General features: G+C 69.8%; 16 protein-coding genes. 6 read left to right on the plus strand and 10 right to left on the minus strand.

The genetic code is table 11. The features are described 5' to 3' along the window. Positions 1-2: 2 nt before the first annotated feature. Positions 3-749: a 2-C-methyl-D-erythritol 4-phosphate cytidylyltransferase gene (ispD, locus tag P3L51_RS29760; RefSeq protein WP_354608424.1), complete on the minus strand. Its 747-nt coding sequence runs from the start codon at positions 747-749 to the stop codon at positions 3-5. A 281-nt stretch (positions 750-1,030) separates the two neighbouring features. On the opposite strand from ispD, the gene P3L51_RS29765 reads away from it, so the two are divergent. Further along, the gene (locus P3L51_RS29765) at positions 1,031-1,180 is read left to right on the plus strand and encodes a hypothetical protein (RefSeq protein WP_354608425.1); all 150 of its coding nucleotides are present in this window, start codon (positions 1,031-1,033) and stop codon (positions 1,178-1,180) included. A 30-nt stretch (positions 1,181-1,210) separates the two neighbouring features. Here the strand turns inward: P3L51_RS29765 and P3L51_RS29770 are convergent, their stop codons facing one another. Continuing rightward, a complete protein-coding gene (locus tag P3L51_RS29770; protein WP_003953493.1) occupies positions 1,211-1,693 on the minus strand; it encodes a CarD family transcriptional regulator in 483 nt (160 codons plus the stop codon). 654 nt (positions 1,694-2,347) lie between these two features. On the opposite strand from P3L51_RS29770, the gene P3L51_RS29775 reads away from it, so the two are divergent. After that, complete coding sequence (locus P3L51_RS29775) at positions 2,348-3,079, plus strand: copper chaperone PCu(A)C domain-containing protein (RefSeq protein ID WP_354608426.1); 732 nt, start codon at positions 2,348-2,350, stop codon at positions 3,077-3,079. A gap of 104 nt (positions 3,080-3,183) precedes the next feature. On the opposite strand, the gene phoP is transcribed toward P3L51_RS29775, so the two are convergent. Further along, on the minus strand, positions 3,184-3,864 hold the full coding sequence (gene phoP / locus P3L51_RS29780) for a two-component system response regulator PhoP (RefSeq protein WP_189110519.1): 681 nt from the start codon (positions 3,862-3,864) through the stop codon (positions 3,184-3,186). Further along, positions 3,861-5,123, minus strand: a complete 1,263-nt coding sequence (gene phoR, locus P3L51_RS29785) for a two-component system sensor histidine kinase PhoR (protein ID WP_354608427.1) — start codon at positions 5,121-5,123, stop codon at positions 3,861-3,863. Before phoR ends, phoP begins: the two co-directional genes overlap by 4 nt. 279 nt (positions 5,124-5,402) lie before the next feature. On the opposite strand from phoR, the gene phoU reads away from it, so the two are divergent. Both phoU and P3L51_RS29795 read left to right on the plus strand, forming a co-directional pair. After that, entirely contained in the window at positions 5,403-6,083 is a 681-nt protein-coding gene (gene phoU / locus P3L51_RS29790; protein ID WP_078076550.1) for a phosphate signaling complex protein PhoU, read from the plus strand. Between the two features lie 184 nt (positions 6,084-6,267). Next, on the plus strand, positions 6,268-6,417 hold the full coding sequence (locus P3L51_RS29795; protein WP_354608428.1) for a hypothetical protein: 150 nt from the start codon (positions 6,268-6,270) through the stop codon (positions 6,415-6,417). Between the two features lie 94 nt (positions 6,418-6,511). Here P3L51_RS29795 and P3L51_RS29800 read toward each other — a convergent pair whose 3' ends face one another. The 3 genes from P3L51_RS29800 to P3L51_RS29810 all read right to left on the minus strand — a co-directional run bounded on the left by P3L51_RS29800 (position 6,512) and on the right by P3L51_RS29810 (position 8,355). Further along, a complete protein-coding gene (locus P3L51_RS29800; RefSeq protein WP_354608429.1) occupies positions 6,512-6,835 on the minus strand; it encodes a hypothetical protein in 324 nt (107 codons plus the stop codon). Next, a complete protein-coding gene (locus P3L51_RS29805; RefSeq protein ID WP_354608430.1) occupies positions 6,832-7,347 on the minus strand; it encodes a DUF6232 family protein in 516 nt (171 codons plus the stop codon). The genes P3L51_RS29800 and P3L51_RS29805 overlap by 4 nt, the downstream gene beginning before the upstream one ends. A gap of 246 nt (positions 7,348-7,593) precedes the next feature. Then, the gene (locus tag P3L51_RS29810; RefSeq protein WP_354608431.1) at positions 7,594-8,355 is read right to left on the minus strand and encodes a phosphoglyceromutase; all 762 of its coding nucleotides are present in this window, start codon (positions 8,353-8,355) and stop codon (positions 7,594-7,596) included. Positions 8,356-8,513: 158 nt separating this feature from the next. On the opposite strand from P3L51_RS29810, the gene P3L51_RS29815 reads away from it, so the two are divergent. Next, the gene (locus P3L51_RS29815) at positions 8,514-9,857 is read left to right on the plus strand and encodes an MDR family MFS transporter (protein ID WP_354608432.1); all 1,344 of its coding nucleotides are present in this window, start codon (positions 8,514-8,516) and stop codon (positions 9,855-9,857) included. Between the two features lie 6 nt (positions 9,858-9,863). Here P3L51_RS29815 and P3L51_RS29820 read toward each other — a convergent pair whose 3' ends face one another. The 3 genes from P3L51_RS29820 to mshA all read right to left on the minus strand — a co-directional run bounded on the left by P3L51_RS29820 (position 9,864) and on the right by mshA (position 13,537). After that, the gene (locus tag P3L51_RS29820) at positions 9,864-11,564 is read right to left on the minus strand and encodes a glycosyl hydrolase family 28-related protein (protein ID WP_354608433.1); all 1,701 of its coding nucleotides are present in this window, start codon (positions 11,562-11,564) and stop codon (positions 9,864-9,866) included. 100 nt (positions 11,565-11,664) lie between these two features. Then, positions 11,665-12,201: a type III secretion system chaperone family protein gene (locus P3L51_RS29825; RefSeq protein ID WP_354608434.1), complete on the minus strand. Its 537-nt coding sequence runs from the start codon at positions 12,199-12,201 to the stop codon at positions 11,665-11,667. After that, entirely contained in the window at positions 12,194-13,537 is a 1,344-nt protein-coding gene (gene mshA, locus P3L51_RS29830; RefSeq protein WP_354608435.1) for a D-inositol-3-phosphate glycosyltransferase, read from the minus strand. The genes P3L51_RS29825 and mshA overlap by 8 nt, the downstream gene beginning before the upstream one ends. 250 nt (positions 13,538-13,787) lie before the next feature. On the opposite strand from mshA, the gene P3L51_RS29835 reads away from it, so the two are divergent. Further along, positions 13,788-14,657: a class I SAM-dependent methyltransferase gene (locus P3L51_RS29835; RefSeq protein WP_354608436.1), complete on the plus strand. Its 870-nt coding sequence runs from the start codon at positions 13,788-13,790 to the stop codon at positions 14,655-14,657. The last annotated feature ends 271 nt before the right edge of the window (positions 14,658-14,928 follow it).

The following is a 14,928-nucleotide window of genomic DNA, read 5'->3' on the forward strand; positions in this document are numbered from 1 at the left end:
GGTCAGAATCCATCGTTGGCCCTCCTGCGGGCGAGTACGGCCTCGGCCAGCACCAGGTCCAGCGGCCGGGTCACCTTGAACGCCTCCTCGTGGCCGGGCACGACCACGACGGGCTCACCGAGCTGTTCGACGAGCCCCGCGTCGTCCGTGGCGCCCTGGCCGGCGGACGGCACGCTCAGATGCGCGCGTACGAGCGTGTCCCGGTCGAAGCCCTGCGGGGTCTGTACGGCGCGCAGCCTGGCCCGCTCGGGGGTGGCGACGACCGGCTCGGGCTGGTCCTTCCCGCCCGGCTCGACCTCTTTGACGGTGTCGGCGAGCGGCAGGGCGGGGACGACGGCGGGCGCTCCGGCCCGTACGGCGTCGACCACCGCGTCCACGGTGTCGACCGGTACGAGCGGCCGGGCCGCGTCGTGGACGAGAACGGTGGTGATGTCGTCCGGCAGGGCCTCCACGCCGCGCCGTACGGACTCCTGGCGGGTCTCGCCGCCGGGCACCACGAGGTAGTCGGTGCGTACGGGCAGCGAGTGCTCGTCGAGGAGCAGCTTCACCGCCGCGGTGTCTTCGGGCGGGGCCACCACGACCACGAGGGAGACCGCGCGGGAGGCCGCCATGGCCCGTACCGCGTGGACCAGCATCGGGGTGCCGCCCAGGCTGCGGAGCGCCTTGGGGGCGCCGGGGCCGAGTCGTATGCCACGGCCCGCCGCGGGGATCACGGCGGCGGTGCGGTGTCGGCTCGATTCGTCTGACATCGGTTGCACTCCGGCAGGTTTGTTTCCTCGGCCGACATGGGTATGGCCTCAAGCGTGCCGGGCGCGGCACCTTGACCGGACCCTTCCGTGACACTGGTCGAGACCAGCTGCGCCAGCTGCCCCGGGCCCGGCACACCAGGATCGAACCGGGATCGGGCGGGGAATTCGGTGGGTGTGAGGTGTGACGGGGTGTCACAGCCGAATAGATCTTAGGGCCAGATGGGTCTTGTGGGCCTCGTGAAGAGGCTCCGGTTGTGAGGTTCACCAAGGAGTGAGGCTCCGTGGGCATGCCGCAGTGCCCGGCGACGCAGCATGGGAATCACTGCTGGTCAGCGGGCACCGCGGCATTGATGCAATTCATGCATGGCCTGGTTCACGCCCGGCTGCTGATCGGTGTGGATGCGCCGAAGACGGGCACATCGACCGTGTAGGACAGCCGGGACGCCCGGGTCAGGACCCGGTCAGGACGCGAGAACCTCGTCGAGCAGAGCCTCGGCCTTGTCCTCGTTCGTGTTCTCCGCGAGAGCCAGCTCGCTCACCAGAATCTGGCGCGCCTTGGCGAGCATGCGCTTCTCACCTGCGGACAGTCCACGCTCTCGTTCCCGACGCCAGAGGTCACGGACCACTTCGGCGACCTTGATGACATCGCCGGAGGCGAGCTTCTCAAGATTTGCCTTGTAGCGCCGGGACCAGTTCGTCGGCTCTTCTGCGTACGGAGCCCTCAGCACCTCGAAGACCCGGTCCAGCCCATCCTGACCGACCACGTCGCGCACTCCGACGAACTCCGCATTGTCCGCCGGGACACGAACCGTCAGGTCGCCCTGGGCGACCTTGAGCACCAAGTAGGTCTTGTCCACGCCTTTGATCTGACGAGTTTCGATAGCCTCGATCAGCGCGGCCCCGTGATGGGGATAGACCACGGTGTCGCCAACCTTGAACGTCATGTGACAGGTACCCCTTCCGTGGCTATCCAGGGTAACACGGGAACGGCTTCTTCTGAATGGCGTTTTCGCAGGTCAGGGCGCATCTCGGGGCTTGACAACAGCAATAGGAACGTGCTGCGAGCGGCTTCCGGAAGCGGGTATTCGCAGGTGGGAGCCGCTGCGAAGCCGGACGGAAACACACCCGTTCCACCGCCTCGAACCCTATCCCGATGGGGTGAACCTCCACATTTGTCTGGTTCCGAGGGCTGAACTTCCCATGCTCCGTTCGGATGTCGGTCACGCGTACGGACGGAAGTGTGAACCCAATCCGAATTTGATCACCGAAGTCCCCGCGGCTCTATGCGGCGCTATTCGTAAGGAATGTGTGTCGGGTCGGGGAATTGATCACCGGACTTATGTGAACGACGTACTAAACATGCCGTCCACACTTACTTCCGCCCATCACTCCACCCGCCACTCCGTCCCGCGCGCGGCCCTGCGCGCGGCCTGCGCTCAGCCCCGGTCCGTCCTGTGCGCGGATCTCCGCCGAGCCTGCCGGGCGCAGTTGAGGGCGGGTCGGGTGCGGAGGCGTGACGGGGGCTCGGTAACCTGAGCGCGCTGAACCATCGTTAGCCGTCCGCAGCCCGCCCGTACGTCCAAGGAGTTGCCGCCACCGTGAGCCGCAGCCTTCGACGCGGCACCCTCGCCGCGTCTGCCATCGCGTTCTCGATCGCCTCGCTCGCCGCGTGCGGTGCCGGCAACGACGCGCAGACGCTCGGCGTCCGACCTGACAACGCCGCGACCTCGATCGGCGACATCACCATCCAGAACGCCACGGTCGTCACGCAGCCGAAGGCCGGCGCCGAGGGGCCCGCCGCCGTCACGGCGAAGCTCTTCAACAACGGCCGCAGCCAGCAGACACTCGACGCGATCACGCTGCCGGGCAGCGGCGCGACGGTGAAGATCACCCCGGCCAAGGGCAAGGGACCGGTCACGGTGCCCGCCAACGGCTCCGTCCTCATCGGCGGCGAGGGCAACGCCTCCGCCGTGATCGACGGTGGCGACGAGGCGGCGCGGAACGGCGACGCCCAGCGGGTCGTGTTCCAGTTCAGCGACACCGGCGACGTCGAGCTCGACGCCTTCGTGGTGCCGGCGACCGGCCCGTTCACCGGCTTCGGGCCGAGCGCGCTGCCTTCGCCGTCGGCGAGTCCCTCGGAGAAGCCGAGCGGATCCCCTTCGGGGACGCCGTCGGGCACCACCGGCGGGGAGACGGGGACACCCGGCGGCGACGACGCCGAGGGCACCCCCGAAGAGGGCACCGCCGAAGGCGCGGACCAGGGCACCGAGCAGGGCGACTCGTCCACGCCGACGGACGCCGCATCGGCGTCCACGAACACCGGGCACTGATCGCCGGGCACCGATCGCCGGCTCGCCGTCGTACGCGTGAGGGCGCCGCACCGGATGCCGGTGCGGCGCCCTCACGCGTGACGGATGCGGTCGGGGATGCCGGTTTACGGCTCGAACTTGTAGCCGAGACCGCGCACCGTCACCAGATACCGCGGCGCGCCGGGGTCCGGCTCGATCTTGGCCCGCAGCCGCTTGACGTGGACGTCGAGGGTCTTGGTGTCCCCCACGTAGTCCGCGCCCCAGACCCGGTCGATGAGCTGCATACGGGTCAGCACGCGGCCCGCGTTGCGCAGCAGCATCTCCAGGAGGTCGAACTCCTTGAGCGGCAGGTCGACCTTGCCGCCGGAGACCGTCACGACGTGGCGGTCCACGTCCATCCGGACGGGCCCCGCCTCCAGAGCGGCCGGCGCGACCTCCTCCGGCTCGCCCCTGCGGCGCAGCACCGCGCGGATGCGCGCCACCAGCTCCCGCGAGGAGAAGGGCTTGGTCACATAGTCGTCGGCTCCTATTTCCAGGCCGACGACCTTGTCGATCTCGCTGTCCTTGGCGGTCACCATGATCACCGGGACATTGGACTTCCCGCGCAGCTGTCGGCACACCTCGGTGCCGGGCAGGCCGGGCAGCATCAGGTCGAGGAGGACGAGATCGGCGCCGTTGCGTTCGAACTCGTCGAGCCCCGCGGGCCCGGTGGTCGCGATGGCGACCTCGAAGCCTTCCTTGCGGAGCATGTAGGAAAGGGCGTCGCTGAAGGATTCCTCATCCTCGACGACGAGCACTCGGGTCACGGAAGGACCTCCGGGGCAGGGATCTCAGTCGATTGGTCAAGATCGTTGACGTCGTGGTGAAAGCGGCGCTGGGCGACTTCGTCCGGGCCGGTGGGTGTGCGGTCCCGTCCGGCGCCCGCCTCGGGGAGCCTCAGGGTGAAGGTGGAGCCCTGGCCTTCGGAGCTCCACATCGTGACCTCCCCGCCGTGCGAGGCGGCCACGTGCTTGACGATGGCCAGGCCGAGGCCCGTACCACCGGTGGCCCGGGAGCGGGCCGGATCGACTCGGTAGAACCGCTCGAAGACGCGCTCGCGGTCCTTCTCGGAGATGCCGATCCCCTGGTCGGTGACGGCTATCTCGATCAGATCCCCGCCGGGTACGGCCACGCGCCGGGCCGCGATGCCCACACGAGTGCGGGCCGGGGAGTAGTTGACGGCGTTCTCGACGAGATTGCCGAGGGCCGCGGCCAGCTGGCCGCGGTTACCCCAGACTCGCAGATCGGCGGCGCCACCGGCGGCCATGGTGATCTGCTTGGTGGACGCGGCGTGCCGGGACCTGTCGATGGCCTCGGCGACCAGTTCCTCCACCCGTACCGGCTCGGCGTCCTCCAGCGGGTCGTCGTTCTGCACCCGTGAGAGGTCGATGAGTTCCTGTACGAGATTGGTGAGCCGGGTCGCCTCGATCTGCATACGGCCGGCGAAGCGGGTGACCGCCTCGGGGTCGTCGGAGGCGTCCATGACGGCCTCGGAGAGCAGGGAGAGCGCCCCGGTGGGGGTCTTGAGTTCATGGCTGACGTTCGCCACGAAGTCACGCCGGACCGCTTCGATCCTGCGCGCCTCCGTGAGGTCCTCGACCAGGAGCAGGACGAGACGGGAGCCGAGCGGTGCCACCCGGGCGGAGACGGCCAGGGCCTCGCCGCGGCCGGTGCCGCGCCGGGGCAGGTCCAGCTCCACCTGGCGTATCTCGCCGTCGCGCCGGGTGTCGCGTGCCATGTGCAGCATCGGGTCGACGGCCAGTTTGCCGCCCCTGACCAGGCCCAGCGCGTAGGCGGCGGAGCTGGCCTTGACCACCGAGTCGCTCTCGTCGAGCACGACGGCGGAGGAGCGGAGAACGGAGAGCACGGTGTCGACGCCGGGTGGAAGGCCGGCTTCCGTATGCAGTGAGCTACGGGTGGGCCTGGCCTGGTCGCGCTCGCTCCAGCGGAACGCCAGCATGGCGATCACGCCGGTACAGGCCCCGGCGATCGCTGCCAATGCGGCGACTGCCGCGTTCACGTCCATGCGTCCCAGGTTAAGCGGGGTGAGTGACACTCTCCCAGCCGTACAGGTGTCTCCTCGAACACTCGTCGCCCAGAGTTCACCGTGGAGAAAGTACCGGTTCACTTGGGAGGGAGCATCCGGACTCCTGGCGGCCCGAACGTGGGAGCGTGGGGGTTCGACAGCCCCCGACCCCTGGCGGTCAGTCGGCGTCCGTGCGACGCGGACAGCGCTGTCCGGGGGCCTTTCGACGTACTCGGACACCCCCGGACCACCAGCAGGAAAATCCAGAGAGGGACACCCATGCGGGACGCGTACCACGAGGAACTTGACTCGATCGGCGAGGGCCTGGTCGAGATGGCCCGACTGGTCGGGTCGGCGATCGGGCGCGCCACGACGTCCATGCTCGACGCGGACCTGAAGCTCGCCGAGAGCGTGATCGCCGGTGACCAGAAGGTCGACGATCTTCAGCACGACCTGGAGGCCAGGGCCATCGCGCTGCTGGCGCGGCAGCAGCCGGTCGCCACGGATCTTCGGATCGTGGTCACGTCGCTGCGGATGAGCGCGGACCTGGAGCGCTCGGGCGACCTGGCGCAGCACGTCGCCAAGCTGGCGCGGCTCCGCTTCCCGGTCAACGCCGTGCCGCACGACCTGCACGCGACCATCCTGGAGATGGGGCAGCTCGCGCAGCGGCTGATGGCGAAGGCGGCCGAGGTCATCATCACCAAGGACGTCGATCTGGCGCTCCAGCTGGAGCAGGACGACGACGAGATGGACCTGCTGCACCGCACGCTGTTCCAGCACCTGATGGACGACCGCTGGAAGCACGGCATCGAGACGGCGGTGGACGTGACGCTGCTCGGCCGGTACTACGAGCGGTTCGCCGACCACGCGGTGTCGGTGGCCAAGCGTGTGGTGTACCTGGTGACGGGTGAGCACGCGGACGAGATCCAGCAGGCGGAGGCGCCGGTCGAAGGGGCCTGACGGCCGCCGCTTCGGCTGCGCGGTTGCCTTCGCGGGCGCCTTCGCGATTGGGGGCGCAGGGGGCGTATCGGGGTGGTATTGGGGGGCGCCTGCGCGCATGCGCCGTTGATGCGCCCGCCACGGTGGGGATGCAATGGACGCAGACGCCACCCCGTACGCCCGTGCACACCTTCGAGGAGGAACCATGGCCGAGTCCCCCATGACCGATGCCCAGCAGGAAGCACCCGACGAACGAGCGTGGCTGGTGCTCCTCGGCGCCTGCGGCTGCGGCTCCGGCTGCGGTTGCGGCTGCCAGTCGGGTGCGCCGTGCGCCTGCGGGGGCAGCTGCGGCTGACATGGACAAGGGCCCGGTCCGGTGGTGGACCTCCACCCGGACCGGGCCCTGCTACGTACGACGGGGCTCCGCCCGCCGTCACGTCTGCCGGGTACTACTGCGTGAAGGCGGCGGCGACCCGCTGCACCGCCTCGACCACCGGGACGCCCACCCCGCCGACCATCGTCGCCACTCCGGCGATCCCGGCCAGGGCCCGGCGGAAACGGCCCTCGTCCCCTTCGCTCGCGGTGAGTTCGTTCAGGGAATCGTCAATCACGGCGCGGTCCGCCGGATTTACCCGCTCCCGCAGAATCTGTACCGCCGCGATCATTTCGCGGAAGGCCACCTGCGGGTCGGCCGGCGCCGAATTCTTGATCATGCCGATGTTGCCGTCACCGTGCTGTTCCACCGAGTCGCCGTAGTAGTTGTTCGTGCTCAAGTCGTCGCCTGCTTCCCCACGTTGCGGTCCCCGATCTGCTTGATCACATCGCCGTAGTAGTTCTTCACGTTGTAGGTGAACGCCGCTTCGGCGTTGTCGATCGCGTCCATGATGTCGTGGACGATTCGGATGACCAGATCCCTGTCGTCACTGGTCAGTGCGTGATTGGGCGATCCGGCGGTCTCGATCACCAACGAGTAGAGCGTGGGCGTCGACAGGACGCGGACGAGCGTGAACAGCTTGTAGGCGAGGACGGCGAGGATGACCGCCATCACCGCGATCCTGATGTCCGAAGTCGCGTCACCACCGGCGCCCAGCACCGCCCAGCCGATCGCGCCCAGAATTCCCCAGGTCAGAATGGCTTTCACGAAAGCCCATACCGCGGCCCCGCGATTGATGACCGTCTCCAGGGTCGACGCGCGTGCGATGTTCTGCAGCGGATAGGCCTGACTGCCCACCCACAACACCCGTCGACTCACCTGTACTTGGATGTCTTCACTCTTGTACGACACCGTACGTACCCCCCTGCGATGGAGATCCAGGATCCTCCACCGCGGGCCGCGCCGCCAGGAAATCGCATTACTCCGCGACAGGTATTTTCACTGGTCGTGGCGGTGCGCCGAGTTTTGAGACAGGAGTTGTCGCAAGTGACCACTGAGAATAGGGGGAATACGAAAAGCCCCCCGCCGCGCGGACGATCCGCACGACAGGGGGCTGATGACAGCTGGTCGCTTACCTCTGCTTGTCGCTTCTTCTCGCTACTTCTTCTTGCCCTGGTTCTTCACGGCCTCGATCGCCGCCGCCGCCGCGTCCGGGTCCAGGTAGGTGCCGCCCGTCTTGACCGGGCGGAAGGCGGCGTCCAGCTCGTAGGCGAGCGGGATGCCCGTGGGGATGTTGAGGCCCGCGATGTCCGCGTCCGAGACGCCGTCCAGGTGCTTCACCAGCGCGCGCAGGCTGTTGCCGTGCGCCGCGACCAGGACCGTACGGCCGGTCAGCAGGTCCGGGACGATGCTGTCGTACCAGTACGGCAGCATCCGGACGACGACGTCCTTGAGGCACTCGGTGCGCGGGCGCAGCTCCGGCGGGATCGTCGCGTAACGCGGGTCGTCGCTCTGGGAGAACTCGGTGCCGTCCTCCAGCTCCGGCGGCGGGGTGTCGTACGAGCGGCGCCAGAGCATGAACTGCTCCTCGCCGAACTCGGCGAGCGTCTGCGCCTTGTCCTTGCCCTGGAGCGCGCCGTAGTGCCGCTCGTTCAGGCGCCAGGAGCGGCGGACGGGGATCCAGGAGCGGTCGGCGGACTCCAGCGCCAGCGTGGCGGTGCGGATCGCGCGCTTCTGCAGGGAGGTGTGCAGGACGTCGGGCAGCAGACCGGCGTCCGCCAGCAGCTCACCGCCGCGCACGGCCTCCTTCTCGCCCTTGTCCGTGAGGTTGACGTCCACCCAGCCGGTGAACAGATTCTTCGCGTTCCATTCGCTCTCGCCGTGGCGGAGGAGGATGAGCTTGTACGGTGCGTCGGCCATGGGTCCGAGCCTAATCGAACGATTCCGATTGACGCCTGCCGTCAATTGACTGGTGGCCGAGGGACGCGCGTACGTAAGTTGCGGTTGACCAGTCGGCCACTTACACCGCCAGACCGGCGCCCACGGGCCGGTCCGCGGGAACCTCGGGGGAATGACGCATGTCCATCGCCGGACTGAGACGCGCCACGGGTGAGAGCGTCAGGAAGAGCGTCTCGGGGCTGCCCCGTGAGTTCTGGTGGCTGTGGACGAGCACGCTGGTCAACCGGCTCGGCGCCTTCGTCGCCACCTTCATGGTGCTGTATCTGACGATGGAGCGCGGCTACTCCGCGTCGTACGCCGGTCTCGTCGCCTCGCTCCACGGCCTCGGCGGTGTCGTCTCCTCGGTCGGCGCGGGCGTGATGACCGACCGGCTCGGGCGGCGGCCCACGCTGCTGATCGCGCAGTCGTCGACGGCCGCGTCGGTCGCGCTGCTCGGTTTCATGCAGGATCCGGCCGCCATCGCGGCCGTCGCGTTCCTCGTCGGTATGACCTCCAACGCCTCGCGCCCCGCCGTCCAGGCGATGATGGCGGACATCGTGAAGCCCGAGGACCGGGTGCGGGCCTTCTCGCTCAACTACTGGGCGATCAACCTGGGGTTCGCGATCTCGTCGGTCGCGGCGGGCTTCATCGCCGAGTTCAGCTATCTCGCCGGATTCCTGGGCGAGGCGGCGATGACGCTGGCCTGCGCCGTACTGATCTTCCTCAAGCTGCCCGAGTCCCGGCCCGAACGCGTCCTCGTGGACGGAAAGAACGAGCCGGCGGTCGGGATGCGGACGGTCCTGCGGGACGGCCGCTTCATGAGTGTGGTCGGGCTGTCGTTCCTCGTCGCGCTGATCTTCCAGCAGGGCTTCGTGGGGCTGCCGATCGCGATGGGCGCGGACGGGTTCAGCAGCTCCGACTTCGGGATGATCATCGCCTTCAACGGTGTGCTGATCGTGGCGCTCCAGATCCCGGTCACCCGCTTCATCGAGCACCGTGACACCCGCAGGCTGCTGATCCTCTCCTCGGCGCTCGCGGGGTACGGCTTCGGGCTCACCGCCTTCGCCGGGTCGCTGGCCTTCTACGCGCTGGCGGTGTGCGTGTGGACCCTCGCCGAGATCATCAACGCGCCGACACAGACCAGCATCGTGGTCCGGCTCTCGCCGGTCCACGGGCGGGGCCGCTACCAGGGCATGTACACGATGTCGTGGGCGGTGGCCGGGCTGGTCGCCCCGCTGATGTCCGGCTTCCTGATCGACCACTACGGCGCCGACTGGCTGTGGGGTACGTGCGCGGTGCTGGGGACGGCCGCCGCGGGCGGGTACTGGCTGCTGATGCGGGGGCTTCCCAAGGAGGGCGTTGATGTCGGGTTCGACCGGGACCGGGACCGGGACCGGGACCGGGACCCCGGCCCCGACTCGCGTACGGTGCCGGAGCCGGAGCCGGGGCCCGTGGCGGACGCGGCGAAGTCACCCGCCCCGTAGGGGCGTTCAGCGCACCTTGAGCCCGCGCTGCGCCTCGTACAGATTGCTCGGCCGCAGGTCCCCCGGCCTGCCGTACGACTCCAGCCGCGCGTGCAACTCGCCCTGGAAGTCCGGGACATCGATCTGCCCGAACTCGCGCACCTCGCTGATGCCGGCCGTCGCGCTGTACGGCGCGATCCCGTCGATCTTGATCAGACCGGCCCGCTCGTTGAGGACGGTGACGTTCCAGTGGGTGAACCGCGCCCCGTAAAGGGGACCCGCGGACGCGTCGCCGCCGTGCGTGCCGTTGTTGTCGAGCGTGATCTCCGTACGGAGGTTGGCGAACGGCAGCCCCCGGTGGGTGTCGAAGGTGCCCATCTCCATCACGCCGCGCGACCAGACGTTGTAGCTGGAGAGGCCCTCGACGTTGATGCCGTGGAGTTGGGTGCCCGCGGGGGCCGGGACGGTCCGCGCGCCGATGAAGAAGTCCTCGATGAGGTTGTCGTGCGAGGCCTCGCGGCAGAAGTACGGATGGTGCGAGCCGCGCCCCTCCACGCGGGTACGGCGCAGAGTGCAGGCGGAGGCGGCGACGAGGCCGAAGCTGTTGTCGCAGTGCCGGACGGTGACGTCGTCCGCCCAGCAGTCGTAGGCGCACTGGAACGTGACGCCGTTGTGGCCCTTGTCCAGCAGATGCGCCGACTGCGGCGTCTCGACCGCTTCGAGCGTCAGCCCCTCCACGCCGGAGCCGGTGAGCGGCGTGACGAGCGTGGTGATCATGGTGTTCCACTCGGGGCGGATGTCCACGGGCAGCGGCCGTTCGAGGGTGAGTTCGCGTCCTCTTACAGAGGTGACGCGCACGGGCCACTCGTACGGCACGTAACTCAGCAGCTTCGACTTGTCGGACCAGTCGTACGCCTCCGTCGCCGGGCCGCCGCCCGACAGGTGCTCCAGGAGCGTGTGGTCGGCGTCGTCGGCCACCCGGAGGAGGACGATCTCGCCGCGCCTGATCCGTGACGCGTCCTCGACCCGGACGGTGCGGTCGCCGCGGCGGGCGGGTGCGACCGCGGTGAGGGGTTCGAACTCGGTGCGGTCGTTGCCCGTCCAGCCCTCCACCGGCCACTTCTTCGCCTTGATGGAGTCGATGAGGGAGTTGAGCCGGGCCTCGGGGGCGAGCCAGATGAGGCCGCCCGCCCAGGACCAGCTCGACTTGTCGCCGCCGAAGCGGCTGCCGTACGGGCCGATCAGCTCGGTGAGGTTCTTCGTCGCGTACAGCTTGGTGCGCCCGCTGCCCGCGCCGCGCAGCACCACACCGCTGTGCGAGATGCGGATGATGTCGTCGATTCGGTAGGTGCCCGCCGGGACGAGGACCGTGCCGCCGCCGCGCCTGCCCGCGTCGGCGAGGGCGCGGTTGATGGCGGGGGCGGCGTCGGCGGAGCCGTCGTTCCTGGCGCCGTACGCGCGGACGTCGGCGACCACGCGGGGACGCGGGAGGCGGCGAGACCCGGCGCCCCGGCCGGCCCGGCCGACGTAGGGGATCTGGGGGTGGGTGAACGGCGACTCGGTGAACTCACGCCAGAGCGGGGAGACGCGCGGGGCCCGGGGCGCACGGAGTGTTCCGGGCGCCGATGCCGAGGCCGGGCCGGTCGCGACACCCGCCGCCGCCACGGCGATGGCGCTGGTGAGAAGACCCCGTCTGCTGATGGTCCGTCGGACGTTCCCCACACTCATCAACCTCCACATATATGAACTCAGTTCAGGTCTGCGGTCAGCGTGAGCATGCCACGGCGCGGCGGAGGGAGGGAAGAGTCGTGCGGAGGGTGCCGAGCGGTCAGCTCGACGGGCGCTGCGTCAGATGTGTGAACGCGTCGAGATTGCGCGTGGACTCACCACGGGAGACCCGCCACGCGTACTCCTTGCGGATCGCGCTCGCGAACCCCAGCTCCAGCAGCGTGTTGAAGGAGCCGTCGGCCTCTTCGAGTACGGACCCGAGCAGCCGGTCCAGCTCGTCCTCGCCGACGGCGGACAGCGGCAGCTTGCCGGAGAGGTAGATGTCGCCGAGCCGGTCGACCGCGTACGCCACCCCGTACAGCTTGAGGTTGCGCTCCAGCAGCCAGCGGTGGACGGCCCCCTCGTTCTCGTCCGGGTGCCGGACGACGAAGGCGTTGACGGAGAGGGAGTGCCGGCCGACGCGCAGGGAGCAGGTCGTGGAGAGCTTGCGGGTGCCGGGGAGTGTGACGACGAAGGAACCGGGCTCCGGGCTCTCCCACTCCAGACCGGAGTCGAGCGCGGCGGACGTCAGGCTCTGTTCCACGAGGTGGGTGGCGTGGGCGGTGTCGCCTGCCCCGGCTCGCGCTTCGTCAGCCATGGTGCGAGCGTACGCGACCGCGGTGATCATGCACGGCGGCCGTGTAGACGTCCGCCGTCGCCGACGCCGCCGTGTCCCACCCGAAGGACTGCGCGTGCCGCGAGGCCGCCAGCCCCATCCGGTCCACCAGCTCGGGCCGGTCGACGAAGCGGGCGAGCGCCTGGGCGTACGCCTCCGGCTCGTGGCCGGGGATCAGGAAGCCGGTCTGGCCGTTGCGTACGGCCACCGGGAGACCGCCCACCGCGGCCGCGACCACCGGGGTCCCCGCCGCCTGCGCCTCGATGGCGACCAGGCCGAAGGACTCGCTGTACGACGGCATGACCAGCACCGACGCCGCGCGGAACCAGTCGGCGAGCGCCTCCTGGCCGACCGGCGGACAGAACCGTACGACATCGGCGATACCGAGCCTGGCCGCGAGCTTGTGCAGCCCCTCGGGCTTGGCCAGACCGCTGCCGCTCGGGCCGCCCACGACCGGAACGACCATCCTCCTACGGAGGTCGGGACATCGCTCCAGCAGGACGGCCGCGGCGCGCAGCAGGACGTCCGGGGCCTTGAGCGGCTGGATACGGCCGGCGAAGAGCGGTACGAACGCGTCCTGCGGCAGCCCCAGGCGGGCACGCGCCGCCGCGCGGCCGTCGGCCGGGCGGAAGAGGTCCAGGTTCACACCGGGGTGGACGACGGCGACCTTGCCGGGGTCCGCTTCGTAGAAGCGGACGAGTTCGTCGGCCTCCTCGGAGGTGTTCGCGATCAGCCGGTCGGCGGCGCGCACGATCTGCGTCTCGCCTATGACACGGGCCGCGGGCTCGGGGGTGTCGCCTTCGGCGAGCGCGGCGTTCTTGACCTTGGCCATGGTGTGCATGGCGTGGACGAGGGGCGCGCCCCACCGCTCGGCGGCGAGCCAGCCGACATGGCCGGAGAGCCAGTAGTGGGAGTGGACGAGGTCGTAGTAGCCGGGGCGCTGGCCGGCCCAGGCCTGCATCACGCCGTGCGTGAAGGCGCAGAGCTGCGCGGGCAGTTCCTCCTTGGCCAGGCCCTCGTACGGGCCGGCGTCCACGTGCCGTACGAGCACGCCCGGCGCCAGCTCCACGCTGGGGGGCAGCCCGCCGATGGTCGAGCGCGTGAAGATCTCGACCTCGATGTTGATGGCGGCCAGGCGTTTGGCCAGCTCGACGATGTAGACGTTCATGCCGCCCGCGTCGCCCGTCCCCGGCTGGTGCAGCGGGGAGGTGTGGACGCTGAGCATGGCCACGCGCCGCGGTTTGCGGGGGTGGCCGGGGATCCGGAGCCGGGGTGGTGACACCAGGGTGCCGGCAAGCCTGGACACGTACTGGCTCACGTCGACGAACCTCTCGCTCGGAGCATGACTAGGGGAGGGTGTGGGGACCCTCTGGGACGCGGCAACACCGGAATGCGCCCTTTCATTTCCGGCTTTGCCGAATCATTACCGTTGATTGCTCAACCCTCGGCGCGGGTTCGGGGTGCCGGGTGCCGTTCCGGGTGCCCGTTCCACGTGCCCGTCGCCGCCGCCGGCCGCCCGCCGCCCGCCGCCGTTCGTCACTGTCCGTCGCGTCGTTAGGCTCACCCGCATGCCCGCGCGCCCGTCCTCCTCGCCCCGCCGCCCCGTGGGCACGGTCACGCGCGGCACGACCAACCCGAACCGGCTGCGCCGCATGGACCGCTGGATCGCCGCCGTGCACGGGCCGGTACTGCGCCGCTCGGCCGACCCCGTCGCCGTCGACCTCGGGTACGGCGCCGCGCCCTGGACCGCCGTCGAGCTGCTGCGGCGGCTGCGGGCGGCCGAGCCGCGGACCGAGGTGGTCGGCGTCGAGATCGAGCCCGCGCGGGTCGCGGCGGCCCTCGCCTACGAGGAGGACGGGCTCAGCTTCGTGCACGGGGGCTTCGAGATCCCGCTGCCGCCGGACCCTCACTCTCCGGACGGCCGGAGACCGCTGCTGATCCGGGCGGCGAACGTCCTGCGGCAGTACGACGAGAGCGAGGTCGCGGCCATCTGGGCCCGGCTCCGCGCACGGCTCGCGCCCGGCGGTCTGCTGGTCGAGGGAACGTGCGACGAGATCGGGCGCCGCCATGTCTGGGTCGCCCTCGGTACGGAGGGGCCGCGCACGGTCACCTTCGCGACCCGGCTCGGCTCGCTCGACCGTCCTTCGGACCTGGCGGAGCGGCTGCCGAAGGCGTTGATCCACCGCAATGTGCCGGGCGAGCCGGTGCACGCGTTCCTGCGGGACTTCGACCGCGCGTGGGCGGCGGCGGCCCCGTACGCCTCACTCGGTGCCCGGCAGCGGTGGATCAGGACCGTGGAGGATCTGTCGGCGGACTGGCCGCTGGCCGGTCCGGCGGCGGGTGGCGGCAGGAACAGATGGCGGCAGGGTGAAGTCACGGTGGAGTGGGGGGCGCTGGCGCCGAATTCCAGCGAAACGGATGAGTTCAAGGGAACGTGAGCGGCGGGCCGTTCGTCCCTGACGGGTAGACGCGGCCGTCGACCTGCACCGCCCCCTGTCGTTCCGGGGGGCGGCATGGCACGATCGCGTCGGCGGAGAACAGTTACTGACAGTAAGTCAGATGTATTCGCCCGAAGTCCGGAGGGGGAGCTTGTGAACCGACGCCGCTGTGTCACAGCCGCGATCACGGTCGTCTGCGCTCTGTCGGTGCTCACGTCACCGGCGTTGCTGAACCAGGCGTACGCAGCTCCGGCGCTGTCTCTTATACACA

It is taken from the genome of Streptomyces panacea (assembly GCF_040560175.1).
Lineage (GTDB): Bacteria > Actinomycetota > Actinomycetes > Streptomycetales > Streptomycetaceae > Streptomyces > Streptomyces panacea.

What these genes read in the sequence shown, in the direction of transcription:
- P3L51_RS29795 (WP_354608428.1), top strand. Translation starts at nt 6,268, where the DNA reads ATGGCCGAGTCCCCCATGACCGATGCCCAGCAGGAAGCACCCGACGAA.
- P3L51_RS29770 (WP_003953493.1), bottom strand. Translation starts at nt 1,693, where the DNA reads ATGACGTTCAAGGTTGGCGACACCGTGGTCTATCCCCATCACGGGGCC.
- P3L51_RS29825 (WP_354608434.1), bottom strand. Translation starts at nt 12,201, where the DNA reads ATGGCTGACGAAGCGCGAGCCGGGGCAGGCGACACCGCCCACGCCACC.
- phoR (WP_354608427.1), bottom strand. Translation starts at nt 5,123, where the DNA reads ATGGACGTGAACGCGGCAGTCGCCGCATTGGCAGCGATCGCCGGGGCC.
- P3L51_RS29815 (WP_354608432.1), top strand. Translation starts at nt 8,514, where the DNA reads ATGTCCATCGCCGGACTGAGACGCGCCACGGGTGAGAGCGTCAGGAAG.
- ispD (WP_354608424.1), bottom strand. Translation starts at nt 749, where the DNA reads ATGTCAGACGAATCGAGCCGACACCGCACCGCCGCCGTGATCCCCGCG.
- phoU (WP_078076550.1), top strand. Translation starts at nt 5,403, where the DNA reads ATGCGGGACGCGTACCACGAGGAACTTGACTCGATCGGCGAGGGCCTG.
- P3L51_RS29820 (WP_354608433.1), bottom strand. Translation starts at nt 11,564, where the DNA reads ATGAGTGTGGGGAACGTCCGACGGACCATCAGCAGACGGGGTCTTCTC.
- P3L51_RS29810 (WP_354608431.1), bottom strand. Translation starts at nt 8,355, where the DNA reads ATGGCCGACGCACCGTACAAGCTCATCCTCCTCCGCCACGGCGAGAGC.
- P3L51_RS29835 (WP_354608436.1), top strand. Translation starts at nt 13,788, where the DNA reads ATGCCCGCGCGCCCGTCCTCCTCGCCCCGCCGCCCCGTGGGCACGGTC.